The organism is Methanobacteriaceae archaeon (assembly GCA_013403005.1).
GTDB lineage: Archaea > Methanobacteriota > Methanobacteria > Methanobacteriales > Methanobacteriaceae > Methanobacterium.
Genome location: JACBOA010000001.1, coordinates 38040 through 63961, shown reverse-complemented (window position 1 = coordinate 63961; position 25922 = coordinate 38040). Strand labels below are relative to the sequence as shown.

Sequence of the window (25922 nt, the reverse complement as noted above, 5' to 3'; positions counted from 1 at the left end):
TAGTAGTTTGATTTCTTTGTTTCTTAAAATATCACTTCGGCTATTGTTTTTAACTCCAAATAATCTTTTTAAAACTGAAATCACTGTTTCTACAATGCTCCTTAGATGCTATCATTTTTTTTTTAATGCTATATGATTGCATGCTTAATCGATATTATACCTTTTTTTGATCCGTTTTTTTGGCCAGTGCCATGCTTGGATGCTATTTTGTATTCTTCCTTTAAGAGGTGTGTGTATTCTTTTTAACTGTCGAATACTCTTCTAATCTGAATCCCTGATTGTTTTCTATATTGTTTTTGTTTTTCATAATATAGTTGTATTTACATCTTTTTGAATCAATTTTTAGGACCTTCTGGCTACTTTTTGAGCAAATATATATGCTTGTGTATTTTTGGGTTTCTATTAATATTTGGTTTTTAGTGTAGCTTTTTATCCTTTTTTCTTTTCTTTTTTCGATTTTTTTTAGCGTAATATATATGCTGGCTTGGTCTTCGGAGTGGCCAGTTCCATCTACAGCCACCCATGGTTCATTTACATCAAATAATTCAACTGTTTAACTTAGCATTTTAATCGAAGAAAATAGGGATCCGAAACGCTTGAAGAATTTTTGAAATGTGGTGAAGGAGGGAATCTCTTTTTTAAGCCAAGTGTTTCCTGTATTATTTGGGGCATTAATTGCACAATTTTGAACAAATTTCACGGTATTTCAGCCTCAAAGGTTTCATTAAACATATAAAGCCATATTTGGTGTTTTGTGTAAAATTATGCTTTGAAGATTTCGCACGAATAAGTAGGTATGGTCATTTCAGCCACTTTAAACGCGGTTGTAAGTAAATTTTATAAGTTCGTTAGGTTAAAATCACGCATGGGGATCACTCCAGTATTACGCTATAATACTAAAATAGTGATCCCATCATACTAAATGATTCCTACAAAGCCTATTTAAAAAAAATTGGTAAAAAAATTGGGGGTAAAATATGTCAAATATCGTTTTTCATAGAGTGAGTGGGAGTAAAAAGAAGGACATTTCTTTGGATGTGGATGATAAATACATATCCCTCCAAAATAAAAGAGAAGGAGCCTTAATTGTTAATTTCAAAGGCCCTGAAGAAAAAATAATGGAAATTTATCATTTCTTCGAGGGACTGGATGACATGGAAACTATTCCCATGGACATAGACCATACCGGTGCAGTGGAACACTATTTCAGAGGTATATCCCCCATCAGTGATGATACTGATGAAGGCATGCCCGTTAAGAAATTCAGTGCAACCCTGCAGCTTAGAAGAGAACTTATTTAATCTTTAAGCATTTGTGCGTGCTTTTCGAATATGGCTGGAATTTCTTCCGGATTTTCAAATGCAGTAGTGCTTTCCATTGCCGCAACCCTTTCCACGTGCTCTGCATCCTCCCGAGTTATGGTTAACTCCAGATCTTTACCATTGGGGAGTTTAGTGGTAACAATACCCTCCCTGAAGTCTGTGGGCATAATATAAAGGGGTGTGTTTGTTTTCTGACCCATGATAGCTGCGTTGGTTAGTAAGGTGTCAGCTATGCGCAGGGATATTTTAGCCACAGTATTGGAGGTTGCCGGAGCCACCAGGAGAAATTCGTATCTTCCCAGTTGAATCTGACCAGCTAAGAAAGGGGCATTGGAATTTATTTCAGTCCAGGTTTTGTCAAATTTTGTTTCCAGAGTGTTTGAGAGGTTGTAATATTTTAAAACCTGATCTCCTGCTTTAGAAATGAATACTCTAATCTCGAATTGTTTATGGTACTCATCCCTCATCTGCTGCATAATTTCCACTGTTTCAACCAGTTTCTCACCACTTCCCGTGATCCCCCAGGCAATTTTTCTTTTTTGCTTCATGACCATATTTTTTGTACTTATTCCATAATCTATTTTTCCATTACCTTTTGAAAAACTTATATCAGTCTCTGAAAATAACAGAATGATGAACTATTAGAAATAATATCATTGGTTTGAGAATCAACCAGATGATAAATCCTAGATTTAAACCCTTAAAAAAGTATATCATAAAAAATTATTATTAGAAATTTAGACTAAAAATATCGATAAATGCACCTATACTATTATTAGCCAGTAGGTGGTGTTAATATACAGGAAAATAACCTTGAAGAAAATGAAAAACTTAAAAATACCAGCGTAGAATCCGATATACATAAAGAACCTGAAAAAATAGATAAAAGTGAAATGGATAAAAGTGAAAAATTAGAGACCTGCTACACTTGTGGTAAAAAGTTTGACATGAATAAAGAAGATGGTAGTCGCTATCGATACGATAAATTCCCTTTATGCGCCTATTGTGCTGAGTTCTATGGCTTCTATTTTGATGACCCTGGACAAAAAAGAATAGAAAAAAAGTAAGGATACGAAAAGACGGAAGTAAATTATTCCAAATTTTAGTTTCTAAACGATTTTAGTTTTCTAAATGTTTGTTTACCAGGGATATACCCCACTCCGCCATTTTCCGAGCATCATTCACATCTTTAGCCTCTGCAAAGCATCTGAATATTGGTTCTGTTCCTGAGGGGCGGATAATAAGCCATCCTTCTTCTCTGAATATTTTCACACCATCAGTGGTGTCTATTTCATATTCCTGTGTGTCTTGAGCAATTTTATCCATAATCTCCTGTTTACGGTTATCAGGACATTCCACCTTCATTTTTACTGACTGGTAGGCTGGTAATTCTGCCACCAGCTGGGAAAGTGGTTTTTTAGTTAAAGCCATGATTTCCACTATTTTAGCTGTTGAAAGGGCTGCATCCCTACCATAAACGAAATCAGGGAATATTAGACCTCCGTTTTCTTCTCCCCCAAATAAACCATCACTGTTTTTCAGTTCTCTGGCTACGAGTAGGTCTCCCACGCGGGTTGCAGTTACCTCACCACCGTACTCTTCAGCAATGTCGTATATTGCAGTGGAGGTGGCTACAGTGGTTACTATGAGTCCTCCCTGGTTTTCCTGGAGTAAATGTTTTTCTACCAGGGCGAATGTTTTATCCCCCATTACAAAGTTCCCCTGCTCATCAATACATATGGTTCGGTCGGCATCACCATCATGGGCAATTCCCAGATCAGCCCCAGTGGCTTTAACTGTTTTTATGAGTTCTTGAAGGTTGTCTTCAGTGGGTTCCGGGTTTCTTCCTGGGAAAAATCCATCTGGCTGGCAGTTTAAGGTGGTAACCTCACATCCCATTTTACGCAGGATATAAGGTGTGGTGGAACAGGCTGCTCCACTTCCACAATCCACTATGACCTTCAAATTAGCATCTTTTATGGCATCATGATCCACCCTCTGGATGACCTCCTCAATGTATTCATCCACCAGACCATCATTGGTGGTGACTTCACCAATTTCATCATAGCTAACTCTGTCCGGGTTTTCATTGAAGAACATATCCTCAATTTTAAGTTCCATTTCTTCAGCTATGCCTATTCCATCTTCATCCACGAATTTAATACCATTGTACTGTGGAGGGTTATGGGATGCTGTGATGATCACTCCACCATCATAGTAGTTTCTGACTGCGTATTGCACTGCAGGTGTGGGTAATATTCCCAGATCAACCACACGGCAACCGGATGATAGAAGTCCAGCTATTACTGCATGTTTTATGAGGGGGGTGGATGTTCTGGGATCTCCTCCTACTGCCACCCATCCTTTAACCAGTGTCCCATACGCTGCTGCTAGTTTTGATGCGAATTCAGGTGTTAACTCTTTATTAGCGATTCTTCTAACCCCAAATGTTCCGAATAACTTTTTCATAAACACACTTCCTGTAAGATACGTTGAAATTTTTTAAAGAATTCTAAAATTAATTAATTCCATTCGTAAGATTAAACTGCCTGATATCATTTTTTGAATGTCAATTGATTATAAATTAATCCTTAATCCTTCGATGATTAATTTTATTATAAAAATTTATCCTTTATTTAATTATATTTTGAATAACATTGTCTTTAATCTATTTTCCTGTAAGATTTTCCTGAATCATTAAATAATTACTTATCCTGTCTGAATAGCATATTTTGAATACAATACATCTAGATATCTACCCTCCAAACTTTATAATCTTTGTTCTGGTAAACCAGGGTGAAATAACTCTGGTGAGGTATGGGAGATGACTCTACAAAGTATTTGATTTTATCCCTCCTAACATCCTCTTTGGTGTAGGTTCCACTGTAGTAAAGGTCTCGATCCAATACTTTAACCATTCCTGGCTGGTAGCCTCCTGTGGAGACTGGTTGTCTTGAAATGGAAACAATCACAGGGTCGATTCCTTCAGTTAAAGACATTACTACCCCCTTTTTATCCCCGTTTTCAGCGAACCATTGGGCTAAATCCCTTTGAGAGTCATTTACCAATGGTTTAACCGAAATAGCATAGTTTAAACCAGATATAACTGCGCCAAGTATAAGAAGAACAACTAAAACCCGGTGTAATTTATCATAAACCTGTTTTTTACCATTTAAATCTTTGATGGATTCCAGGCCCAGAGCTGCCATGACCATCACCGGAAAGACTAGAAAGTTTAAAATCCGATCAATTAAGATGGAAACTCCCAGCAAATAGACGTTGCTCAATACCAATAAGAATAAAACCCATATAATCATTAAAACATCTTTACAGTACAATTCATGAACTTTATCACTATTTTTTTTCCTGAATTGGATGAATGACCATAAAATAGCGAATATTATCCCTGGAACACCTACTGTCTTACCCAATATGATTAAATACTCAACAGGCCCCTCTATAATTGTTTGAGGATTATTGAAAACAAATCCATGCTGAATGATTAAAGGAAGCCACCAGATAGATGCCACCAGAAGGGTGAAACCTAGAAATATCCATAAAGACTTATAATCCACTTTTTCCTTTCGTATTTTCAAGGCTAATGTGAATAGCAATACCACTCCCAGCATAATTAATGCGGTGAGATTATGAGTTAACATCATTAATCCGCTGATAATACCTGCTATAACTGCATATTTTGATCCTTTTCCTTCTAAGGCCCTGTAGTAAAGGTAAACTGCCAGGGGAAAGAATATTAAAGCCATGGTTTCAGGTATGGGTAACATGGCCCTGTGGAACACTGAAGTGAAAAACAAAAAAAATCCAACTAAAATTCCTATTTTCAGATTGTAGAACTCTTTGGCCACACAAGTAAATGATAAAACCAATAGAAATGCGAAAACAGGCTGCAGATATCGGGAAACTTGGAATAGATCCCCATGGAAAATTATGGAAATAAGTGCCAGGAGATAATGGAAGAGGGGTGGATAGAATATGGGCCTTCCGTAGGGTGCGTAGGTTAAGGAGTCCCAGAAGGTGAATCCCTGAGCCAAATAAAGCTTGCTTATATGCACATGATAATATATATCCCAACTTAAAGGCCACTGGTACTTCAAAGTAGGAATTAATGCTATGATTAAAGCAGCTAAAGCTGGGATTAATAATAAAAAATGCCTTTTTTGGGTAAGGAGGGAGTAGTTCATTTAAAACACCATGTTTTATATGAAATGAAACCTATTTAAATTATAACATTATACTATTGCTGATACTATTGCTAACTTTACCATATTTCATATTAATGAATTATAGGAATTTTAAATGAAAATCATAACTATTATTCCCGCTTATAATGAAGAAAAAACCATACAAAAAGTTGTGGATGGTGTTAAAAAGTACTCCCACGTCTTGGTTGTAGATGATGGATCTGAAGATAAAACCGCAACTCTGGCAAAAAAAGGCAATGCTAGAGTTATTAAACATGAAAAAAATCGTGGAAAAGGTGCAGCAATCAAAACTGGACTCAGATATGCTATTAGAAATGATTATGATATGATTGTAATTATTGATGGTGATGGTCAGCACGACCCTCGCTGTATACCTCGCTTGGTGGAGGGGATGGTTGGAAAAGATGTGATTATAGGATCACGTTTCATGGATATTCCACCTAAAAACATGCCCTGGCAACGCCGGCTTTCCAATGGAATAACCACCCGTCTGATAAGATTCGTGACAGGTTATCATATCACTGACAGCCAATGCGGATTTAGAGTAATATCTAAAAAAGCAGCAGCATTTTTTGTTGATATAAACTATAATGACTATGTTTATGAATCAGAAGTTCTGTGTAAAGCATCTGAAAACAACTTAGCTGTTGGGGAAAAGCCCATTGAGTGTACTTATGGTAATGAAAAGTCTTATGTTCGATTCCGTCATGTTGTGCATTATATTATGTTCACACTGCGCCTTCTGGTGCGTAAACTACTCCGGAGGATCTAAAACTTGAAAAGGTACTATGTTTTCCTGGTGAGCATCCTTTTACTGGTGCTCCTGGTCATCTGGATTGGCCCCCAGCAAATGTGGGAGGTTATAAAATCTGCCAATCCCTGGCTGATATTACTGGCAGTTTTCATACATCTTTTTGTGGTGTGGGTAAGGTCTCTAAGATGGGGTTATATTATCAATCAACCCTGGGAGTTTAAGAAGAACTTTATTGTCAAGATCATTGGACTTTTTGCAGGTAATTTCACCCCTATGCGCAGCGGTGGGGAGGTTTTAACCGCAGTTGCCGGTAAAAAAATCAATGAAATAACCCTTTCTGAGGGTTTGTCTGCAGGGTTAACCGAAAGATTCTTTGACGGATTTATTGTGGCAGTTCTACTGATCACCTGCGCATTTCTTCTTCCCAAAGTTAGATTAATAGCTATATTAGGAGGTTTAGCTTCCATTGGACTTTTAATACTCATCTACCTTATTAACTGGAGGGAGGATACCAGTTTATGGATTTATAACCGTTTTCATTCCATTATCAGATTCTTACCTATTAGTGAAGAAGTGGTGGAAAACTTCTATCATAAGTTCACCCAGGGATTACGGGGCATGATTGAGTACACCCAATCATTCAGCAGTTTTAAGAATCTTTCTATTGTTTTCATATTAACCGCAGCGTCATGGATTTTTGAATGTGCCCGTCTTTACGTGGTTTTCATGGCTTTCGATGTTGAAATTGGTTTTGCAGCCATTATAATCATCTTCCTCCTGGCCAATATCATTGGAATCGTGTCTGCCCTGCCTGGAGGTATTGGTTCTATTGAACTTTCCCTCACCGGTCTTTTCGTGCTTTTCGGAGTTCCAAGTGCATTGGGTGGAAGCATAGCCATGGTGGACCGCCTAGCTTCCTTCTGGCTTACTACTGTTCTGGGGATTATTTTCTCCGCTTATTATGCCCATGACATTCTTGATGAAATCAAAGGATACACTATCGGACTTAAAAGGTCTGGTAGATAACATGAAATTTTTTTTACCAAATTTAAACCTAAACAGTTTACCTCTAATCTTACCTATAGGCAACGGCATCTCTTCTTATGCCAAAATAGATTATGCTAAAATCTTCAGGGAACTGGCATCCTTTAGGATAACTTCCAGATTACCCTGATACTCTGTAACTCTCCCCACAACACTTATACGGCGATGATCGAAGTTTTGAATATTTATACTGGTTTTCTGAATTTCAGAGGCTGCACTCTCAAATATCACCAACTTCATCTTCCCTGTTCCATCCATTAACTCCAGGAAATATGTTCCACCCTTCTGTGATTGGCTCACTCCTGTAACCAATCCTTCAACTGAAACTTCTTTATCAAGCATTCCTCGATTCAAATCTTTGATTTGGACTTTTTGAGGAGTTATATAATTTGCAGAAACAATCATACCCACCAATCCCAAAATTGCTGTAAATAATGCCAGTTTAAAGATCTTACTATCTTCCATAATACCACCAATAATACTATAACTGCAATAGTTAATAATATTTTAGTTGTTCTTATAAAGGGTAAAATAGGGTAGAAACTAGCTTTCAAAAAAAATAATTGAATTCGATAATGGAATAAAATATAAGCATCATTTAAACAGGAATTACCCTGTTAAATAAGTAATTGCTAGGTTAAAACAGAGAGTATAATGAATTATCTAATATATCTTGCAAATCCCTCGAATTTGCTTAATTCTTTTTTGAATTCCTGAAAATAGATTCTATTCTCTCCAGAGTATCAATTTCATCTAGACTGCGATCATTCCTGATCCTTTTAACAACAGGGAAACGTAATGAATACCCGGTTTCTGATTCAGGACTTTCCACGATTTCACTGAAGGCTATTTCCAAGATTATGGAAGGTTGAATTTTAACCTTTCTGCCCTCTTTGCTTATAATAAGTGGTTCCACCATTTCAGAAAGCTCCAGCAATGTTTTATCATCAAGTCCTGTGGCAGCATAGGCAAGAGGTTTAAACTGCCCGTTTTCATCCTGAATTGCCATTAGATAGGATCCTATTAGGTGCGCTCTTTTACCTGTTCCGTAGGTTCCACCCACCACCACCAAATCCAGTGTTTCTGGTTCTGCCTTTAATTTTAGCATTTTCTTGCCCCTGATACCCGGCATGTATGGCGCATTAGGATCTTTAATCATGATCCCCTCATGTCCCGCCTTAATTGATGTTTCGAAAAGTTCATGGGCCTTTTGGATTTCTGGAGGAGTTACTTTAACCTGTCTTGAAAGCTCCAGTTTACCAGGATCTGGGGTGACCATAGATTCTAAAATCTCCCTTCTTTTCTTTAAAGGTTCATCCAAAACTGGTTTTCTGTAATAAAGCACGTCAAAGAGATATAGGGTGATTGGTATCTTGGAAATCATTTTTTCAACTTCATATTTCCTGCGCACTCTCTGAAGCATGTACTGGAATGATATGGGTTTCCCATCCCTGCTGGCAATTATCTCCCCCTCCACAATTAAATCTTGGTGTGGGAGTGATTTTTTTATATAATCTGCTATTTCTGGGAGTGCATGGGAAATATTTTCCAGTCTACGGGTGAAAACATCTATTTTATCACCATATCTATGAATTTGAACCCTTATTCCATCATATTTAGTTTCACACAGGGCCCAACCCATTTCTTCAACACTTTCAGCTATTCCTGGTGAAAGCTGTGCCAGCATGGGTTTTACGGGTTTGCCTGGTTTTAGAGTTAACTTTTTCAATCCTTCTGTTCCCTGCATCCTGGCGACTTCAGAAACTAGTCCCATATCGTTAGTGAGCATGTGAGCTCTTTCTGTAACTTCAGTTGGGATGTTAAATGCCTGGGATATGGCATCTCTCATGGTGCCTTCACCTACACCCACTCTGAGTTCTTCTAAAACTGTTCTAGATAAATATTTAGCCTCTAAGGGTGATGCAGATGATAATAACTCCATTAAATAATCAATTTTCTTGAATTGAGCCCGGTTACCAGAAATATTAACCATTTTTATGAGATTGCCATGTACCTTACTAATGGTGAGTGGTCTGGTGAAGAGAGTTACCTGACTTTTTTTCTGATACAGTTCCTGAGTAGCCACTCCAATATCACCAGTTTCCCGCATCAGGTTCTCCACATCAGCAACAGAAACTCCAACTGCCATTGAAATGGCTTTCATAAGAAGTTTAGAACCAATTCCCAGCTCTTCTTCACTCCATGTTGGTAAAATTCGCCCCATAGACATTAATGTAACTACAGGGAGAATTTGAGGTTCTTCATCACCTACTTTTTTAAGGAAACTGGCCAATATGGAAGTTTTCTCCAGCCTTTTGGTGGTGGATTCTAAATCTTCATACACTCTCACTAATTCCAGGTAAAGCATTGGCTTATCACCCATAAATCCATTAAATTTCCTTTTTTTAGGCTATTGTTAAATTATAATATGAAATCATGTTATTTAAATGAAACTTTTGCCTTAAAAAAATCAAATCTTTCAAGCATTCGTTGAATCTTGCTAAAAATCTACTAAAAGAATTTGATGAGAATAAATTAGTTGAATGGTAAAAAATCAGAGATATGCTAGATTTTGAGATTAATACTCCGATTCTGACCAAATTATCTGGAAAGTGGTTCCTTTATCTCTGGAAAGTATTATGCTACCTTTTAACTGATTCACCAATTTGTTAACCAGTTGAAAACCCATTGTTCCACTATCTTTAAAATTGATCTTATCAGGAAGACCCACCCCGTTATCATTTACAATTAAAACATTATTTTCCTGATTGTCAAGACCAAATTCCACAACAACTTCTCCTTTTTGATTTCCAGGGAAGGCGTGTTTAACAGCATTGGTTAACAATTCATTTACAATTAGTCCGCAGGGTATGGCAGCATCAATATCCAGCATTAATCCATCGGTTCTTGTCTTCATCTGGATCCTATCTGTATCTACGTTATAGGAGTTGGTGATGAGTTCAATGAGTTTTTGGATATATTTGGAAAAATCGATCAATGCAAAGTCTTCAGATTGAGAAAATCCATCATGTATGAGTAACATTGATTTCACACGATTCTTGTTGTCTTTTAAAACTTCTCTATTCTCCTCATCTTTCATGTAAACTGACTGGAGTTCTAAGAGACTGGAAATCATAGTCATGTAATTACTTACCCGACTATTTATTTCGCCCAGAAGCATCTCTTTTTCCTTTAAGGATGCATTTATTTCTGTTTCTGCCTTTTTACGTTCTGTGATATCCTGTGCTATTATTTGTACTGCGAATAATTCACCATTTTTAAGTAAAGGAGCAGGATGAATTTCCATTAGCCGTGTTTCGCCTTCTCGAGATACAAGACGAGATTCAAATGGACCCACTTCCTCACCATCCAGGAACTTTTTAAATAGTTCCTGGTAATAGGAAGAATCTTCCCCAGTAATTGACTGCAGATCTGTGAAGTGCATACCTATGGTATCATCACGGGATAGTGGGCTGAATTTTGCAGCAGCATGATTAAGATCCATAATCTTCCCATCTAATCCTAAAAGTACCACATAATTGGGGAAATATTCAAAAAGAGTCCTGTATCTTTCTTCACGTTCTTTAAGAGCCTGTTCCGCATTCAACTTTTCAATCTTTTCTTTAGCCTCTTTTAAAGCTCTTTTGACAGCGTGAGGCAATTTAGTAAGGTTATTTTTAAGTACATAGTCCGTTGCACCTTCTTTAAGCATTTCAACAGCGAAATCCTCACCTATTTTACCGCTGACAAAAATGAAGGGGGTGTTGGGTGCGATTTCATGGGCCAAGTTCATGGCAGTGATGCCATCAAACTGGGGTAGGGAGTGATCTGCCAGAATGATACTCGGCTTGAAATCTACCAGGGCTCGGCGATATTCTTCTTCTTTTTCCACCATCTTGGATTTAAATTTTAGACCCTCTCTTTTAAGCTGTGTTTCAATTAGTTCAGCATCCAATGGCACATCTTCCAATATTAGAACTCTAATTTCTTCCGCCATAACATCCCACTAGTATTATTAATTAATAATTTAATTTATGAGGTAATTGACAACCAATTTAATAGTTATTAATAGTTGTTTTTATTTTGCCCCAATCACATTTTAAGTTAACTATGATTCCATTACCCTAATTAACCGAAGCCTTCTATATAGTTATAATCAGAATTATCTCAATATAATTCCTTAAATTTTTTAAAAATTGCAAATGTAAAGTGTAGTCTGATAAAAACTAAAAATTATGAAAAAAATGTAAAAAATAAAAAATATGAACTGCTTTAATTCCAACTGAAAGAAATTTATCTATTTTTCCATGACCATTATCTCATCATGTATTCCTTGTTTATCCAGTGTTACTGGAGTGGCTTGGTGGAGATAATAATCGAACAATCTGCTACCCCATGAAATAGCTTCGTCTCCATGGCTGATTAGAGAAATGTTTAAATCATATGCTCCGTCAGTTGAGAATAATCCCAGAGCAATGAAATTATCACCAGAAGTTAGAGATATTTTAACATCCTCATCAATTTTCATTAACTGCAGATTACCCTTTTTTATCCATTTTTCCAGTTTTTCCGCGCCAGCAGTTTCCACTAATTTTTCAATGATGCCTTCGGTCATTATCAGCTGAACTTTGCCCTTTTTCTCCAGAGTTTCTAGGAATATCTGAACACTTGAAGGGTTGTATACCGATGTTAGCTGTTTGAAATTTTTGCTTTTGGCTAAAAATTCTGATAAAACTTCTTGAGGCCTCATTATGTTAGTGCTGGTTGATTTGACAATGAATGCTTTTTCCAGGCACCCTATATCCTTAAATAGTTCTGGAGGGATACAGCTAATGTCATGATTTAAGAAAAGACCTTCGCAGAGGTTTAAAGAATAGAATGAACGCATTACATCGATTAATTTATTGGCAACAACTTCACCTGTTTGGGAGAGAGAATAGTTACCTGATTCCCGGAAAATGAAATTTTTCTGTTCCAGTTGATTCATCCCATGCAATATGGTTGAGGAACTCAAGTGAATTTCCTTTCGTAAATCAGCCAGATTCTTTGAACCACTTCTTAAACTGATTAAAATCTTAGCTCTCACATCAGAAGCTATGAAAAACTTCATATCATCCTTAACTTGCTCATACAGCTCAAACATATAATCCATTCGAATTCCACCTTTTGTTCTTTGGGGAGAAAATATAATATTGCTAATATGAATTTTACATAATTTTCAATATTACATATCTTATATGTATCCCCTTATATTGCTAACCATTAATAAATTTTCCCTTAGGACCTACCATTGAATGATCTTTAATAATATCTTATAACTCCATAATCAGCCTCGAACAAGTTATTAGTGAGTTATGCAAAATAAACTTGATTTAAATTGATTTATATCCATTTATTATTCATATAAATCTTTCAAATCTCTCTTTACCCACTTTACATATCGGACAGGTTTCTGGAGGTTCTTCCCGGGCGCATAAGTATCCGCAAACACGGCACCTCCACACCGGCAAATAAAGTGATGTTATGTGCTCTTCCAGGGCACTTTCCTGATTTCTGGATCTTTCATCCGGGCCAGGACGTCTTTCAGGTATGGAAGTTAATTTTTTCCTTCCCTGCAGTATATCTCGAGATACATACAATCCACAGTAACATGCTCCAAATTCATCTAAATCAGGATCACGATAGTCACAGGGACATATTATATCCATATCTTCTTTCTCATCTCCTGCAGACAGACGACAGGGACATGAACCATAACCATAACGATCCTGGTTTATCAGGATGCTTTTAAGAAGTTCCTTGGTGAATGTTTCATCAGGGTTCAGATGGTAACCTGCAGATTCAGCGTCTTCTTTAACTTTCTGGTAGAAACTGTCAACAGTTTCCTTGGAAATATCATTGGGAATCATCCCAGCATCTCCTTTACTTTATCCTCATTGAATCCAACGATAGATTCTTCATCATTGAAGACTAGGGTTGGGAAGGATAGTTGAGGGTTCCATTTCTTTACCTGTTCAATGATGTCCTGTTTCTCCTCACCGGCAAGAAGATCCACATAGATATAATCATATTCTACTTTCAGATCTTCCAGTAACATTCGAGTTTTTTTACACCATCCACAAGTGCTTAGGGCATAAAGAACCACTTTACCCTTATTTTGACCATCTACATGCTTCATGGGCATTTGTTTTCCCCCTTCATCTGAATCAGCTGATTTAATGGAAAAAGTTAATGTCAATAAAAGTTTTCCATTGAAGGCCGTTTTTATTTTTTGATTTTTTTTAAATTCCAATTTATTTATGGCAAATATTCTATTAATAATGTTTGAATACCTTAATTTCCTGATAAAATACAGATTATGAAATTTAAGTTATAGATTATCTCTTACCATTCTCAGTGCGCAGTATTCTCCACACATGCTACACATATCACTTTCAGGTGTTGGTTTCCTTTCACGACACTTTCTGGGTTTTTCAGGATCAAATGCCAGCTGGTACTGTTTTTCCCAGTCAAAATTCCTGCGAGCATTGGCCATATCCAGCTCCTTTTTCCAAGCCACTTTATGACCATTAGCCACATCAGCAGCCTGTGCAGCTATTTTAGATGCTATAACTCCTTCTTTAACATCTTGAAGTCCGGGTATGGATAGGTGTTCCGATGGGGTGACGTAACAGAGGAAATCCGCCCCTGCTTTTGCTGCAAGAGCTCCCCCAATGGCAGAGGTGATGTGATCATACCCTGGAGCCAGATCAGTTACAATGGGCCCTAAAACATAGAAAGGAGCACCTTTACACACTGTCTTCTGTATTTGCATGTTGGCTTCCACCTGGTTTAAGGGCACATGCCCCGGACCTTCCACCATTACCTGTACTCCTGCTTCTCTGGCTCTTTTTACCAGACCCCCCAGTATTAGGAGTTCACCAATTTGAGGTATGTCTGAAGCATCAGCCAGACATCCTGGGCGGAGACCATCACCCAGGGAGAGGGTTACATCATGTTCTCGTGCAATTTCCAAGAGATAATCATAATTTTTATATAACGGATTTTCCTCCTGATTATGAAGTATCCAGGCACATAAAAAAGCACCTCCTCTACTTACAACCCCCATTAATCTTTGTGACCTTTTTACCTTTTCCACTGTATCCAGTGTGATGCCACTGTGCACAGTCATAAAGTCCACGCCTTCACGAGCCTGTTGTTCAATGGCCTCGAACATGTCATCTTCATCCATATTAACCACCGCCCCCCTCTTTTTGGAAGCAGTGACCCCTGCCTGGTATATAGGTACAGTTCCTAAGGGTGCGCTGGTAGATTGCATGATTGCTTTTCGAACCTCCCTGAATTTAGGTCCGGTGGATAAATCCATCAAGGCATCAGCACCGTATTCCACTGCCAATTTGGCTTTTTTAACCTCCAAGTTCACATTTTCCAGTTCTGGTGATGAACCCAGATTGGCGTTTATCTTGGTGGTGAGTCCCTTTCCTATGCCACAAGGATTGGTTTTCCGGTTTTGATTTTTGGGAATCACCACATGACCTTTAGCAACTCTTTTTGTGAGTTTCTGAACATCCATGCATTCATATTCTGCTACTTTCCGTATTTCGTCTGTGATCTGGCCTTTGCCAGCTTGGTACAACTGAGTCACTTTTCTCACCCTTTATTGATATATATAGTAAGTAGTGGAGAGTTAAATATTATGATAGAAAAACTGCATGCCCAGGACATCATGATCCGGGAAGTGCATGTAAGTGCACCAGAAGACCTGATTGCTGCCGCCAAGTTGAAAATGATGCGCTGCAATGTAGGAGGTCTGCCTGTAGTGGATGATAAGAGACTGGTGGGAATTATCACCCATCGAGACATTCTCTTAGCCGGTGGTGAAGCTTTAGGCCTTAAAGTAGGGGACTTGATGACTAAAAATCCAAAAGTAGCAGAGAGAAACACCCCCATAACAGAGATTACCAGGATAATGGCAGAGAAGGGTTATCAGAGAATTCCAGTAGTGGAAAATGGAGATTTAGTGGGCCTTATCACCCAGAGTTCCCTGATACGTGCTCTTGCAGGTTTGGATGATTAATGACTGAGATAATCTTCAGGAATTAAAGATGAGAATCCTATAAATGCATAATTGAAATCTTATCTAACTACATCTAATCATAATCCAGTCGATATCTTTAATTAATCATTTACCACGAAATTCCCATTAATCTCAAAAATTTATCCCTTTAGTCCATTTATATGATTTTGTTTATATGATTTGGGATCAAATAAGGGGATTTGGAATTTTAGCATCTTTTTTCTCTTTAACTCCACCGATTTTTTCCAATCTTATTTTAAGAAATTTCTCACCATCCTCACTGGGAGCGTAAATTGGAATAGAAGCCCCCACAGAGAATGTTTCCTTTTCTTTGGCAATTTCTCTTATATGGAAAGATGCACAGGAAGTGATAACATCAGAATTTTCAAAGAGAACCTCTGCATCCCTCCGGGAGATACCAGTGGTGTGCACCGTGAAGATGCTGATCTTCACCTGAGGATGGTCTATTTCAATCTGGCGAATTTTAACTGCATCGGCTGCAGAAGCAACAGTAACGCCAATTTTCTTATAACCCAGGTTTATCGCCTTTAAAACTCCTTCAACCTGGTTGATCATTGCACTTTCTACTTCGAGTACTTTATCTTTCCCCAGAGTATTAACAATTTCCTTAATAGGAGTGGTGCTTATAATTCCGGATATTCTACCCCCAATTCCCTGCACCAGCACTGGATCCTCCACAATAACAGTTCCACTACCTTCACAAACTATTACTGCACATTGTATAACTTTTTCATCAAGTAAGGTTCCCAGAGTTTCTGATATCCCGAATGATAAAAAATCATCCATTTCCAGTTGCCTTTCTTTGGTACACATTCCAAAGTCCTTCACCCGGAACTCCATGTTCTCTCTAATAACCTGGGGTGTGAGTTTCTTAATACCCCGGTATTTGTGAAAAAGAGGGCAGTAATCAATTTTTGGTTCTTCAACTTTTACCACTTTTCCATCCCTTATTATGACCCTAGCTTTCCCTAAAGCCTCCATAATATGCTCATCCACTTTAAGACCCCATTATTTTTAACTCTCAAACTTAGTATGGAATTTGTATTCTAAAAAAGGTTTGTTCAGACCAATGAGAAATAATACAAATTTAACAAATTGACCATATAAGCAAGATCATATAAACAAAAAAAGAATTTTAAATGTCCAAGTAATCATAGAAAACTTTAAATTAGATAAGAATGAACAGCATATAAGCCATGCCGGGGTGGCTCAGCTGGTTAGAGCGCGCGGCTCATAGGGTATTAAGCAAGTGCTCTGACTTTTTCCTGGGATACCGCGAGGTCGCGGGTTCGAATCCCGCCCCCGGCACTTAATTATTAATATATTTAACCTAATTCTAGCATGTTTCTCTTTAAATAATGATTCTTTATAAAATATGGCCTTTATCTGGTATTTAAGAAAAGCTATGTTTTAAAAGAACTTATTAAAGACTTATTTGTTTCTAAAATCCACCTAAAAACCTAACAATAAACTTACTTCTTGTGCATAGATAAATGGTGAGAAACATCTAATTGAAATCATTAAATTTTAAAAAATGAAAGTGATTTGAAAGTGATTATTCTAATAATGAGAATTTGAATATTGTCTCAAAAATAACGATTTTAATCAATAATCACCTGTTTCAATAATATAATCTTCTGCATATTTAATTCATGGGAAAATTTCATTGCGAAAAATAAATTGGTATCCCTGATGGGAATTTTCCCATGATTGCATTTATGAGGCATACCTCATCCTGATCACGTTAAATGCAACCACCGCTCCCACAAAAGCCAGGCGTATGTAGGGACTTACTGGAGCAAATAGTGCAATGGCCAGGATTATAACCCCCACGATGGTGTGGGTTAAAAGGTTTTTCCAGTCTGTTAGATAAGCTTTTATCCCTTTAATTATCCTATTCATGTTTTTTTCTCCCAGATAACTTTTTTAATTTTTTTTAATTTCATGAATTCATTAAGAAATCCAGCATCTATCGTTTAAAATAACGCATTCTGAATAAGTTAAAGCCCATAATCACTGCTAAAACCACTGCCCGTGAATATGAATTTATTGACCCATGTGACCCATATATATCGATTAAACATTGTTATCTCAGTTTAACCACTTGATAGCCTGTTTTTCTTATTCAGAAATGTAATATTTGATTCCATTCCACGATTTGTTTCATAACTATATTCCAATTTAATTACATTTTATGTCATTTTTCGATATATATAATTATGACATATCAATTTATTATATATAATTTTTGGTTTAATGAACTATCTAGAAAATGTTAATAAAATGTTAAAAAATAAATGACACTAAAATAGAATCAAGTGATATAGCATATAAATGAAAGGTATTTGGTGGCCCTATGCCCGGATCAAACAATGAAGAAACTTATTGGGAAATGATAGACCGACAGAAAGGAATTCTTGATAGAGATCAGCAGATGCTACTTAAAAAATCCCTAATAACTGTTATTGGCTGTGGAGGCATAGGAGGGGCTGCGTTGGAAATGCTGGTCAGAATGGGCGTTGAAAAGGTTCGCATAGTTGATAAAGATGTTTTCGAATTAACCAATATCAACCGGCAGCTAATGAGCAACATGAAAAGAATTGGAACACCAAAAACCGAAGCCACCATTGAAGAACTTCTTTCCATTAATCCCCACTTGTATATTGAATCATTTAATGAAGAATTAACTGAACATAATGTTGTAAAAATACTCAAAGGAAGTAAGATTGTTATAGACGCACTGGACAACCTACTAACACGAATCATTGTTAGTAGATGTGCCCGGGAAATTGAAATTCCATTCATACATGGCGCTATCCATGGAACTATGGGTCAGGTGAGTGTTTTCACTAATTCAACGCCTTCTTATGAGGAAATATTTAAATTACCTTCCCAAGAAGAAGAATTAACTAAAAAAGTGATTTCAAAAGTTTTGGATATGAATAAAGAAGTTCCACCAGCGATTGGACCTGTTCCAAATATTGTGGGTTGTATTCAAGCATTTGAAGCTCTTAAACTCATCACAGGGAAAGGAAATCCCGTTATGTCCCCCCAAGTCCTCATGTTTGATCTGTGGAAGGAAGAAGCATTTTCAGTGGTACGTTTTTAAACTCATCCCTATTATTAATATAATTAAACTCCTAATCCTCATGACCAGGTGTATTTCATGAACAAAAAAATGAATGCAGGAATAATTGGATTAATCATTACGATTATAGTTTTGAGTGTCAGTGGCTGCACCTTAAACACCGGAAATCTTATCAACCCAAAAAATGACTCTGCTGGAGATATAATACAGTTTACAGTTAATATTCAACAAGCCAATAACAATTCTTACCATGTAAATGGCATGATGGAGAACAGAGGGGATAAAAAATACAGTTTTGTTAACTTAACTGTTATTGGATACAATGAAAAGAAAGAAGAAGTATCTAAAACTAAAATAATGTTACCGAGCATGCCTGCTCACGATTACACAAATTATGAAGCCTGGTTACCTTCACCCAACGGTGAAAAAATAACAACCGCACGCATAGAAGTTATTAACGCCACTAAAGAAGATTAATTAATCTCCTTTTTTAATAAAAAAAATCTATAACCCTAATTATGATAATTTTTTTTGAATTATTATTATAACACCAAACATTTATATACCAGTAAAAGGAAACATCCTTCCGGTGAAGATCACGGAGGTTTATAAATTGCAAGACAAAATTGGAAAAGTTATTGAAAATATCGAAAAATGCGGTACTAAATTCGTTAGGCTGCAATTCGTAGACATACACGGGACTCCCAAAAACATGGCAATCCCACTGGTGAAACCAGACGATATAGAAGATATAATAAAAGACGGACTCTTATTTGACGGTTCATCCATTGAGGGCTTTGCTGATATCAACAATAGTGACCTGGTCATAAAACCGGACCCGGACACATTCTCCACACTACCCTGGAGACCTGATGAAAAGGCTGTTTGCAGGTTCATCTGTGACATTTACTGGCCTGAAGGAAAACCATACGAAGGCGACCCTAGGTACATATTAAAGAAAACCTTGGAAAAAGTGGAAAAACTTGGCTACGAATACAATGTAGGGCCAGAACCAGAATTCTTTATAGTGGACATGGATGAAGAAGGAAATGTTTACCCCCATGATGAGGGTGTTTACTTCGATGTGGAACCTGTTGATCAGGGAACCAACATGAGAAGAGAACTGGTGCTGGGACTGGAAGAGTTGAACTTCGATGTGGAAGTTAGCCACCACGAAGTAGGACCCGGACAACACGAAATAGACTTCAAATTCGACCACGCCCTAAAAACTGCCGATGCAGTTATCACCTTTAAACAAGCAATCAAAGCCATTGCAGATAAACTAGGATCCATGGTCACCTTCATGCCCAAACCATTCTTCGGAGTAAATGGTAGTGGTATGCACTGCCACCAGAGCCTGTTCAAAAATGGTGAAAACGTATTCTATGACCCTGATACAGAAAATCAACTCTCAGAAGATGCTATGCATTTCACTGGAGGTTTGCTCAAACACTCCAAAGCACTGGCTGCAGTTGTGGCACCTTCAGTTAACTCCTACAAAAGACTGGTCCCTGGATACGAAGCTCCAGTCTACATCGCTTATGGACTCAAAAACCGTTCCACCCTGGTCAGAATCCCCGCCTCACGTGGTAAAGGTACCCGTGTGGAATTCAGATGCCCCGACCCATCATGTAACCCCTACCTGGCATTCGCTGCCATGTTAGAAGCTGGAATGGATGGTATGAAGAACAAAATCGACCCGGGAGAACCAACTGAAATCGATGTATTCGAATTGAGCCCAGAAGAACTGGCAACAATGGGTATTGACACCCTCCCCTCCAGCCTATGGGAAGCTTACCATGCCCTGGAAAAGGATGACGTAGTTAAAGCATCCCTGGGAGACCACATCTACAACGAATTCATGGCACTAAAACGAAAAGAATGGGACGAATACCGTATACAAGTATTCCAGTACGAACTGGAGAAATATCTCCAGATCTAAAACCCCCTTTTTTCTTTTATTTTGATGCCCTATTATTCCATCTTCAACTCAAAATCCATTTATATTTATAACAGCTTTTTCAATCACTCATTTTAACCATAAGTATTTAAAATCAATCCCAATAATTACAATTATTCTATTAAAATCTGATAGGATCAATAGGATTATGATACCATGATTTAGAAATAAACTGGTGAAATCATAAAAATATAAATAATATTTAAAAATCTTTAGATTTTTACAAAAAAAGATTAGGTGAAGCGATGCCACAGGAAACTGATCGTAAAATGATGGAGATCCTGAGGATCCTGGCAGACAGAAGTGAGGTTCTGGGAGCAAAAACCATAGCCGAAGAGCTGCGCAGAAAGGGATACGACCTTGGGGAAAGAGCAGTACGCTACCATATGCGAATCTTAGATGAAAAAGGATTCACCGAACGTGTAGGTTACGCTGGCAGGAGAATCACCCCCGAAGGAATTAAAGAGCTCGAAAAAGGCCTTATTTATGATCAAGTTGATTTCATTTTCTCTAAATTTGAGGATATGATGTACCAAACCACCCTCAATCCCCATACTGGAATGGGAAAAGTGGTTGTAAACACATCCATCTTCCGTTATGATGAGGAGTTAATGGAGATCATCACTAATGTTTTCAGTAAAGGGATTTCAGTTAGTCCTTACGTCAAAATCAACAAACCTATCACAACTGCAGAATATGAAGATCAGGTGGAAATGGAAACAATATGTGGAACTACCATTGACGGAATGTTACTTAAAGCCGGCATCCCCGTGATTCCTAAGTACGGAGGATTAGTGAAGATCGAAGACCACACTCCACGAAGTTTCACCGAACTAATCGCCTATAAAAAGACTTCCATGACCCCTCTGGAAGCCTTTACTGACCGGGAAATGACTTCTGTTCTAGGAGTTCTAGAAGGAGGGAATGGAAACATCCCCGCCAACTTCAGATTAATACCAGCACATGCCCGGGATGAAGCCCTAAACCTGTTCAGTAAGCTCCAGCAAAGAGGAATATCAGGACTTTTAAAGATGGGTAAAGCAGGGGAATCTGTTCTTGGCATTTCCGTGGATAATGATATGGTGGGCATAGCTGTGATTGGAGGAATATCACCATTATGTGCTGCCAAAGAAGCTGGATACGAAGTCAATATTAAAATGGCTGAAAACACAATAGAATTCTCAGAAATGAAACCAATCAGCACTCCCCACAATATAATAAAACAATCCGAACTGGAAGAAGGGGAAAAAGTAAAATTCATCCTTTCCAAGGCATGGAACCTCATTCATAAAGTTGATTTCGATCCAGAGACACGGCAAGGCCAGGTTATTGTGAATATATCCTACCTCAAGGAAGAAGACCTGGATGAAGGTCTTAACATCTTTGATCAGGTTATGGCCAAACGTCCAGAGTACTGCACCAGCAAATACTTCCAGATCCTTCCTGGACCCGAGGGTAAGAAGGGATTGGCCACTGTTTGCAGTTTAACCATTGACGGAATACTCACCAAACACGGGATTGCCTCCACACCCCAGTACGGAGGAATCCTTGAAACCGAAGGAAAATCGCCCCGATTCATTGAATTGACGGCTTACAATGGTTCCTCCCTGGATCCCCACGAAATATATTTATCCAAAGGATTAACCACCGTCAATCAATCCCTAAAAAGTGGTGGGCGAATCCTGGCCAGTTTAAGGGAAATACCCTACGTTGCCAGGCCAGAAGCCCTTGATATTCTAGATGAAGCAGAAGAAGCAGGATTATCCGTGTTAAAAGTTGGTAAACCCAGTGAACTGGTCTATAATGCTAAGGTAGAACGTTACCATGTGGGTGTTGTTGCCCCTGGTGGGTTAAACCCCATAGCTGCCATGAAAGAGGCGGATATTAGTGTGGAGGCCAAAGCAGTTGAGACTTTCATGGATATATCCCAGATGGAAGAGTTTTAATAATTTTTTACAAATTTACGTTCAAAAAAGGATTTTATTTGAAAAGTTTATTATTTAATTTCTAATTAAACCGGGAAAATTGATTAACATCCAATACGAATGATCAATAGGTGATGAGATGAAAGAAAGTAAACAAGTGTGTGCTACCTGCGAAGAGATTTGTGATTATATTGAAAATGAAGTGAAACCTGGAGACACAGTAAGATTATCTTTAGGAAGATGTTACATCCCTGGTAAAGTGGTAACCAACAACAACGGAGTCATACAAATAGAAATCGACAGTGAGATGATCAAAGGTTTATCCACCATCGATGTGGAAAAACTCAAAGAACATCTGGTGGAACTTGAGCACGAATGTCCTGATGGTATGTGCTGCACACTAGAAGCAAAGGATGATTAATAGCTCCTTTAATTTTTTACAACCCTCTGAACTTTATTTAGATTTTTTTTGGTAAATGAGATTTTTGATAATTTTTAGATATAATTTCAACCATTTTTTCAACCATTTCTCTAAATATTTAATGCCATCTGAATCTAATGCCATCTGAATCTAATGCCATCTGCTAATAACTTTACTGATAGCTTTACTTATAGCGATCTTTATACAAAATCGATATGTTTATATATGCATATCGATGTGATTATTATTAGGTTATTAGGAGACATGACATGGAAAGAAAATCCAGAAGGGCCTTGCTAGTGATTATAGGAATCATCATCATTGCAATTATCGCAGCCTCATACCTTGCTTTCAGTGGATTCAAAGGTAAGCAAACCCTTAAGATCGCAACCACAACCAGTTTGGAAGACACTGGCTTGTTACCTGTTCTAGAAGCAGCTTTTGAAAAAGAGAACCCTGATGTTGATGTGCAATTTATTGCCACGGGTACAGGTCAGGCCCTGGAATACGGTAAAAAGGGTGATGTGGATCTGGTGATGGTTCACTCCAAAACCCAGGAAGAAGAATTCGTTAAAGAGGGTTATGGTACCCAAAGATATCCCTTTGCCTACAACTACTTCTATGTGGTGGGACCATCCACTGATCCTGCTCAAATCAATGGAACCAATGCCACAGCAGCCTTCAAGAAAATCGATGCCACGGGATCGGCAAATCCTAACCAGGTGAAATTCGTCTCCAGAGGAGATAATTCCGGAACTAACACCCGAGAAATTCAAATCTGGAACAAAACAGGTGCCAACTACAATACCACCATCCGTGGACAGAACTGGTACATTGAATCGGGGAAAGGGATGGTTGACACCTTAAATGTTGCTAATGAGAAGTCTGCCTACACTTTATCCGATTCCGGTACATTCCTGGCATATAAAGACAATATTAACCTGGTAGCCTTTATAACACAGGGGAAAGACTTGTTAAACATCTACTCCCTGATACCTGTGAATCCAGGAAAATTCTCCAGGGTGGACTACAATACATCAATGAAGTGGGTAGACTTCTTGCTTTCCCCAGAAGGTCAAAAAATCGTGGGTGAGTACGGAAAAGATAAATACGGTCAGGAACTATTTATACCCCTGGCTGGAGTGAATGAACCAACGGAATAACTAGTATTGATGAAATAGTGAGATAAAAAAGTGATTTTTTTATTAATGGGATCTTAATTCCCAAATGATTCTTTTTTTGGTGGTTAAGTGAACGAGATCATGAACGCCTTATTGGAAGCCATACATCTCCTGGTAACTTTGGATCTGGAAGTTATGGAGATAACCATCAGAACACTCTACATATCCATCACATCCACGTTCATCGCTGCGTTAATAGCAGTGCCCATTGGTGGATACATACATTTTAGAAAGTTCCGGGGAAAAAGAACTGTTATAAATATTATTCAAACTCTTTACAGTATCCCCACAGTTCTGGTTGGTTTACTGGTTTTCCTTTTGATTTCCAGCCAGGGCCCATTAGGTAGTTTAGGTCTTCTTTTTACACCTGGAGGTATGATTCTTGGTCAAACTATACTAGTACTCCCTATCGTGACTGGATTCACGATTTTAGCATTAAATGGAGTTAAAGATGAAATTAGAGACCTTTGTATTTCTTTAGGAGCTACTGAGTTTCAGACCATTAAAACCATCATGCACGAAGCTAAATACGCCTTACTAGGGGCTATTATATTGGGATTTGGCAGAGCCATCTCTGAAGTAGGGGTTGCCCTGATGATAGGAGGTAACATCAGAGGACATACCAGAGTAATAACCACCACCATGTCCCTGGAGACATCTAAAGGAAATATTGAACTTTCCATAGCACTGGGGATCATTTTACTGGCTATTGCCCTATTTATAAATCTAATATTGAATTACTTCCAGGAGAAATAATATGAACCTGCTGGAACTTGAAAAAATATCCAAAAAATATGATGGGAAGCCCATTCTGGAAGATATCAACCTTTCCCTAGAAAAGGGCAAAACACTGGGACTTATCGGACCAACTGGTTGTGGGAAAACCACTCTACTTCGAATTATAGACCTCATTGAAAAGCCTTCCCAGGGTAAGATCCTCTTCAATGGCCAGGAAGTTCCTGGAACAAAAAAAGAGCAGATTAACATTAGAAGAAAAATTGGTTTGGTCTTTCAAAAACCTATGGTGCTTAAAGGAACAGTTTATGATAATATCAGCTATGGTATGAGGATCAGAGGAGAAAATAAACATTCCTATCATGACCAGATAAAGAATCTACTGGAAGCACTTGGCCTGGAGGGATATGAAAAACGAGATGCTGCAACTCTTTCAGGTGGAGAAATCCAGAGGATGGCTCTGGCAAGGGCCCTTATCACCAAACCTGAACTTTTACTTTTAGATGAACCCACCGCCAACTTGGATCCCCTTTCCACTCAGAAGATTGAGAATTTTCTGGAAAAAATGCACAGGGAAAGGGAAATTACGGTAATACTAGCCACCCATAACTTGATACAGGGTCAGCACCTTTCTGATGAAATTGCCATACTCAATAATAGAATATTTCAGATTGGTAAGCCAGAGGAGGTTTTCAGAAAACCAAAAAATAGGTTTGTAGCAGAATTCGTGGGAGTGAGGAATGTGAAAAAGGGAATATCCCGTAAGGTAGATGATGGCCTCACCATTATCAAAACTGGCACCATTAGTGTTTATTCATCGTCAAACCTGGAAGGAAATGTTTATATGAGTATAAGACCAGAGGATATAACCATTTCCAGATCAAAAGTTCAGACCAGTGCCCTTAACGAATTTAATGGAAAAATTAAAGAGATTAAGGATTCTGGTGGTATTTTAGATCTTAAAATTGATGTAGAAAGTGAGTTGTTCTCAGTTTACATTACTCGAAAATCATTTGCAGATATGGGGTTGGAACCAGGTTCCTCAGTTTGGTTAGAATTTAAGGCCTCAGCAGTGAATGTTTTTGAAGTTTAACATTAGAAAAAAAATCCAATAATTTAGATTTACTATTTAGAGATTTCGTGTTTATTGACTGTACCTAAAAAAAGATAT

26 protein-coding genes and 1 tRNA gene are annotated in these 25922 nt (G+C 37.9%); 14 read left to right on the top strand and 13 right to left on the bottom strand.

Annotated features, from left to right (window positions below; translation table 11 throughout):
* Positions 1-220 precede the first annotated feature (220 nt).
* On the bottom strand, positions 221-520 hold the full coding sequence (locus HVN35_00305) for a hypothetical protein (protein ID NYB51001.1): 300 nt from the start codon (positions 518-520) through the stop codon (positions 221-223).
* A gap of 457 nt (positions 521-977) precedes the next feature.
* On the opposite strand from HVN35_00305, the gene HVN35_00300 reads away from it, so the two are divergent.
* Entirely contained in the window at positions 978-1301 is a 324-nt protein-coding gene (locus HVN35_00300) for a hypothetical protein (protein NYB51000.1), read from the top strand.
* Here HVN35_00300 and afpA read toward each other — a convergent pair.
* Positions 1298-1870 (bottom strand): archaeoflavoprotein AfpA, encoded by a 573-nt coding sequence (afpA, locus tag HVN35_00295; GenBank protein ID NYB50999.1) that lies wholly within the window; start codon positions 1868-1870, stop codon positions 1298-1300. The genes HVN35_00300 and afpA overlap by 4 nt on opposite strands.
* A 345-nt stretch (positions 1871-2215) precedes the next feature.
* Between afpA and HVN35_00290 the strand changes: the two genes are divergently transcribed.
* Entirely contained in the window at positions 2216-2389 is a 174-nt protein-coding gene (locus HVN35_00290; GenBank protein NYB50998.1) for a hypothetical protein, read from the top strand.
* A gap of 52 nt (positions 2390-2441) precedes the next feature.
* On the opposite strand, the gene glmM is transcribed toward HVN35_00290, so the two are convergent.
* Positions 2442-3791, bottom strand: a complete 1350-nt coding sequence (gene glmM / locus HVN35_00285; GenBank protein ID NYB50997.1) for a phosphoglucosamine mutase — start codon at positions 3789-3791, stop codon at positions 2442-2444.
* A 278-nt stretch (positions 3792-4069) separates the two neighbouring features.
* Entirely contained in the window at positions 4070-5524 is a 1455-nt protein-coding gene (locus HVN35_00280; protein ID NYB50996.1) for a glycosyltransferase family 39 protein, read from the bottom strand.
* Positions 5525-5639: 115 nt separating this feature from the next.
* Between HVN35_00280 and HVN35_00275 the strand changes: the two genes are divergently transcribed.
* Positions 5640-6317 (top strand): glycosyltransferase family 2 protein, encoded by a 678-nt coding sequence (locus HVN35_00275; GenBank protein NYB50995.1) that lies wholly within the window; start codon positions 5640-5642, stop codon positions 6315-6317.
* A 3-nt stretch (positions 6318-6320) separates the two neighbouring features.
* A complete protein-coding gene (locus HVN35_00270; protein NYB50994.1) occupies positions 6321-7325 on the top strand; it encodes a UPF0104 family protein in 1005 nt (334 codons plus the stop codon).
* Positions 7326-7415: 90 nt separating this feature from the next.
* On the opposite strand, the gene HVN35_00265 is transcribed toward HVN35_00270, so the two are convergent.
* From HVN35_00265 to thiC, 7 genes are all read right to left on the bottom strand, one after another.
* Entirely contained in the window at positions 7416-7808 is a 393-nt protein-coding gene (locus HVN35_00265) for an exodeoxyribonuclease VII large subunit (protein ID NYB50993.1), read from the bottom strand.
* A gap of 229 nt (positions 7809-8037) precedes the next feature.
* Complete coding sequence (locus HVN35_00260; GenBank protein ID NYB50992.1) at positions 8038-9711, bottom strand: ATP-dependent DNA ligase; 1674 nt, start codon at positions 9709-9711, stop codon at positions 8038-8040.
* Positions 9712-9921: 210 nt separating this feature from the next.
* Complete coding sequence (locus HVN35_00255) at positions 9922-11340, bottom strand: PAS domain S-box protein (GenBank protein ID NYB50991.1); 1419 nt, start codon at positions 11338-11340, stop codon at positions 9922-9924.
* Between the two features lie 300 nt (positions 11341-11640).
* Positions 11641-12495, bottom strand: a complete 855-nt coding sequence (locus tag HVN35_00250) for a DUF1724 domain-containing protein (protein ID NYB50990.1) — start codon at positions 12493-12495, stop codon at positions 11641-11643.
* A gap of 247 nt (positions 12496-12742) precedes the next feature.
* On the bottom strand, positions 12743-13252 hold the full coding sequence (locus HVN35_00245; GenBank protein ID NYB50989.1) for a ferredoxin:glutaredoxin reductase: 510 nt from the start codon (positions 13250-13252) through the stop codon (positions 12743-12745).
* Positions 13249-13527 (bottom strand): glutaredoxin family protein, encoded by a 279-nt coding sequence (locus HVN35_00240; protein ID NYB50988.1) that lies wholly within the window; start codon positions 13525-13527, stop codon positions 13249-13251. Before HVN35_00240 ends, HVN35_00245 begins: the two co-directional genes overlap by 4 nt.
* Before the next feature lie 186 nt (positions 13528-13713).
* Positions 13714-14988 (bottom strand): phosphomethylpyrimidine synthase, encoded by a 1275-nt coding sequence (gene thiC, locus HVN35_00235; protein ID NYB50987.1) that lies wholly within the window; start codon positions 14986-14988, stop codon positions 13714-13716.
* A gap of 51 nt (positions 14989-15039) precedes the next feature.
* On the opposite strand from thiC, the gene HVN35_00230 reads away from it, so the two are divergent.
* On the top strand, positions 15040-15420 hold the full coding sequence (locus tag HVN35_00230) for a CBS domain-containing protein (GenBank protein ID NYB50986.1): 381 nt from the start codon (positions 15040-15042) through the stop codon (positions 15418-15420).
* Positions 15421-15606: 186 nt separating this feature from the next.
* Here HVN35_00230 and HVN35_00225 read toward each other — a convergent pair whose 3' ends face one another.
* Complete coding sequence (locus tag HVN35_00225; protein NYB50985.1) at positions 15607-16437, bottom strand: DUF2099 family protein; 831 nt, start codon at positions 16435-16437, stop codon at positions 15607-15609.
* Between the two features lie 202 nt (positions 16438-16639).
* Between HVN35_00225 and HVN35_00220 the strand changes: the two genes are divergently transcribed.
* Positions 16640-16749, top strand: a tRNA-Met gene (locus HVN35_00220).
* A gap of 408 nt (positions 16750-17157) precedes the next feature.
* Here the strand turns inward: HVN35_00220 and HVN35_00215 are convergent.
* A complete protein-coding gene (locus HVN35_00215; protein ID NYB50984.1) occupies positions 17158-17343 on the bottom strand; it encodes a hypothetical protein in 186 nt (61 codons plus the stop codon).
* Between the two features lie 454 nt (positions 17344-17797).
* Here HVN35_00215 and HVN35_00210 point away from each other — a divergent pair, with 454 nt between their 5' ends.
* The 8 genes from HVN35_00210 to HVN35_00175 all read left to right on the top strand — a co-directional run bounded on the left by HVN35_00210 (position 17798) and on the right by HVN35_00175 (position 25844).
* On the top strand, positions 17798-18550 hold the full coding sequence (locus HVN35_00210; protein ID NYB50983.1) for a HesA/MoeB/ThiF family protein: 753 nt from the start codon (positions 17798-17800) through the stop codon (positions 18548-18550).
* 111 nt (positions 18551-18661) lie between these two features.
* Complete coding sequence (locus HVN35_00205; protein ID NYB50982.1) at positions 18662-19006, top strand: hypothetical protein; 345 nt, start codon at positions 18662-18664, stop codon at positions 19004-19006.
* Positions 19007-19142: 136 nt separating this feature from the next.
* Positions 19143-20471, top strand: a complete 1329-nt coding sequence (gene glnA, locus HVN35_00200; GenBank protein ID NYB50981.1) for a type I glutamate--ammonia ligase — start codon at positions 19143-19145, stop codon at positions 20469-20471.
* Between the two features lie 263 nt (positions 20472-20734).
* Positions 20735-22435 carry a DUF128 domain-containing protein gene (locus HVN35_00195; GenBank protein ID NYB50980.1) on the top strand — a complete coding sequence of 567 codons (1701 nt, stop codon included), beginning with the start codon at positions 20735-20737 and terminating at the stop codon, positions 22433-22435.
* Between the two features lie 118 nt (positions 22436-22553).
* A complete protein-coding gene (locus tag HVN35_00190) occupies positions 22554-22835 on the top strand; it encodes a DUF2097 domain-containing protein (GenBank protein NYB50979.1) in 282 nt (93 codons plus the stop codon).
* Positions 22836-23104: 269 nt separating this feature from the next.
* Positions 23105-23998, top strand: coding sequence for an extracellular solute-binding protein (locus tag HVN35_00185; protein NYB50978.1), 894 nt, complete (start codon positions 23105-23107; stop codon positions 23996-23998).
* A gap of 87 nt (positions 23999-24085) precedes the next feature.
* Positions 24086-24772 carry an ABC transporter permease gene (locus HVN35_00180; protein ID NYB50977.1) on the top strand — a complete coding sequence of 229 codons (687 nt, stop codon included), beginning with the start codon at positions 24086-24088 and terminating at the stop codon, positions 24770-24772.
* 1 nt (position 24773) lies between these two features.
* On the top strand, positions 24774-25844 hold the full coding sequence (locus HVN35_00175) for an ABC transporter ATP-binding protein (protein NYB50976.1): 1071 nt from the start codon (positions 24774-24776) through the stop codon (positions 25842-25844).
* The last annotated feature ends 78 nt before the right edge of the window (positions 25845-25922 follow it).

What these genes read in the sequence shown, in the direction of transcription:
- HVN35_00275 (NYB50995.1), top strand. Translation starts at nt 5,640, where the DNA reads ATGAAAATCATAACTATTATTCCCGCTTATAATGAAGAAAAAACCATA.
- HVN35_00210 (NYB50983.1), top strand. Translation starts at nt 17,798, where the DNA reads ATGCCCGGATCAAACAATGAAGAAACTTATTGGGAAATGATAGACCGA.
- HVN35_00230 (NYB50986.1), top strand. Translation starts at nt 15,040, where the DNA reads ATGATAGAAAAACTGCATGCCCAGGACATCATGATCCGGGAAGTGCAT.
- HVN35_00300 (NYB51000.1), top strand. Translation starts at nt 978, where the DNA reads ATGTCAAATATCGTTTTTCATAGAGTGAGTGGGAGTAAAAAGAAGGAC.
- HVN35_00265 (NYB50993.1), bottom strand. Translation starts at nt 7,808, where the DNA reads ATGGAAGATAGTAAGATCTTTAAACTGGCATTATTTACAGCAATTTTG.
- HVN35_00260 (NYB50992.1), bottom strand. Translation starts at nt 9,711, where the DNA reads ATGCTTTACCTGGAATTAGTGAGAGTGTATGAAGATTTAGAATCCACC.
- HVN35_00280 (NYB50996.1), bottom strand. Translation starts at nt 5,524, where the DNA reads ATGAACTACTCCCTCCTTACCCAAAAAAGGCATTTTTTATTATTAATC.
- HVN35_00250 (NYB50990.1), bottom strand. Translation starts at nt 12,495, where the DNA reads ATGGATTATATGTTTGAGCTGTATGAGCAAGTTAAGGATGATATGAAG.
- HVN35_00240 (NYB50988.1), bottom strand. Translation starts at nt 13,527, where the DNA reads ATGCCCATGAAGCATGTAGATGGTCAAAATAAGGGTAAAGTGGTTCTT.
- HVN35_00175 (NYB50976.1), top strand. Translation starts at nt 24,774, where the DNA reads ATGAACCTGCTGGAACTTGAAAAAATATCCAAAAAATATGATGGGAAG.
- HVN35_00245 (NYB50989.1), bottom strand. Translation starts at nt 13,252, where the DNA reads ATGATTCCCAATGATATTTCCAAGGAAACTGTTGACAGTTTCTACCAG.
- HVN35_00195 (NYB50980.1), top strand. Translation starts at nt 20,735, where the DNA reads ATGCCACAGGAAACTGATCGTAAAATGATGGAGATCCTGAGGATCCTG.
- HVN35_00215 (NYB50984.1), bottom strand. Translation starts at nt 17,343, where the DNA reads ATGAATAGGATAATTAAAGGGATAAAAGCTTATCTAACAGACTGGAAA.
- HVN35_00190 (NYB50979.1), top strand. Translation starts at nt 22,554, where the DNA reads ATGAAAGAAAGTAAACAAGTGTGTGCTACCTGCGAAGAGATTTGTGAT.
- HVN35_00290 (NYB50998.1), top strand. Translation starts at nt 2,216, where the DNA reads ATGGATAAAAGTGAAAAATTAGAGACCTGCTACACTTGTGGTAAAAAG.
- HVN35_00255 (NYB50991.1), bottom strand. Translation starts at nt 11,340, where the DNA reads ATGGCGGAAGAAATTAGAGTTCTAATATTGGAAGATGTGCCATTGGAT.
- HVN35_00185 (NYB50978.1), top strand. Translation starts at nt 23,105, where the DNA reads ATGGAAAGAAAATCCAGAAGGGCCTTGCTAGTGATTATAGGAATCATC.
- glmM (NYB50997.1), bottom strand. Translation starts at nt 3,791, where the DNA reads ATGAAAAAGTTATTCGGAACATTTGGGGTTAGAAGAATCGCTAATAAA.
- afpA (NYB50999.1), bottom strand. Translation starts at nt 1,870, where the DNA reads ATGAAGCAAAAAAGAAAAATTGCCTGGGGGATCACGGGAAGTGGTGAG.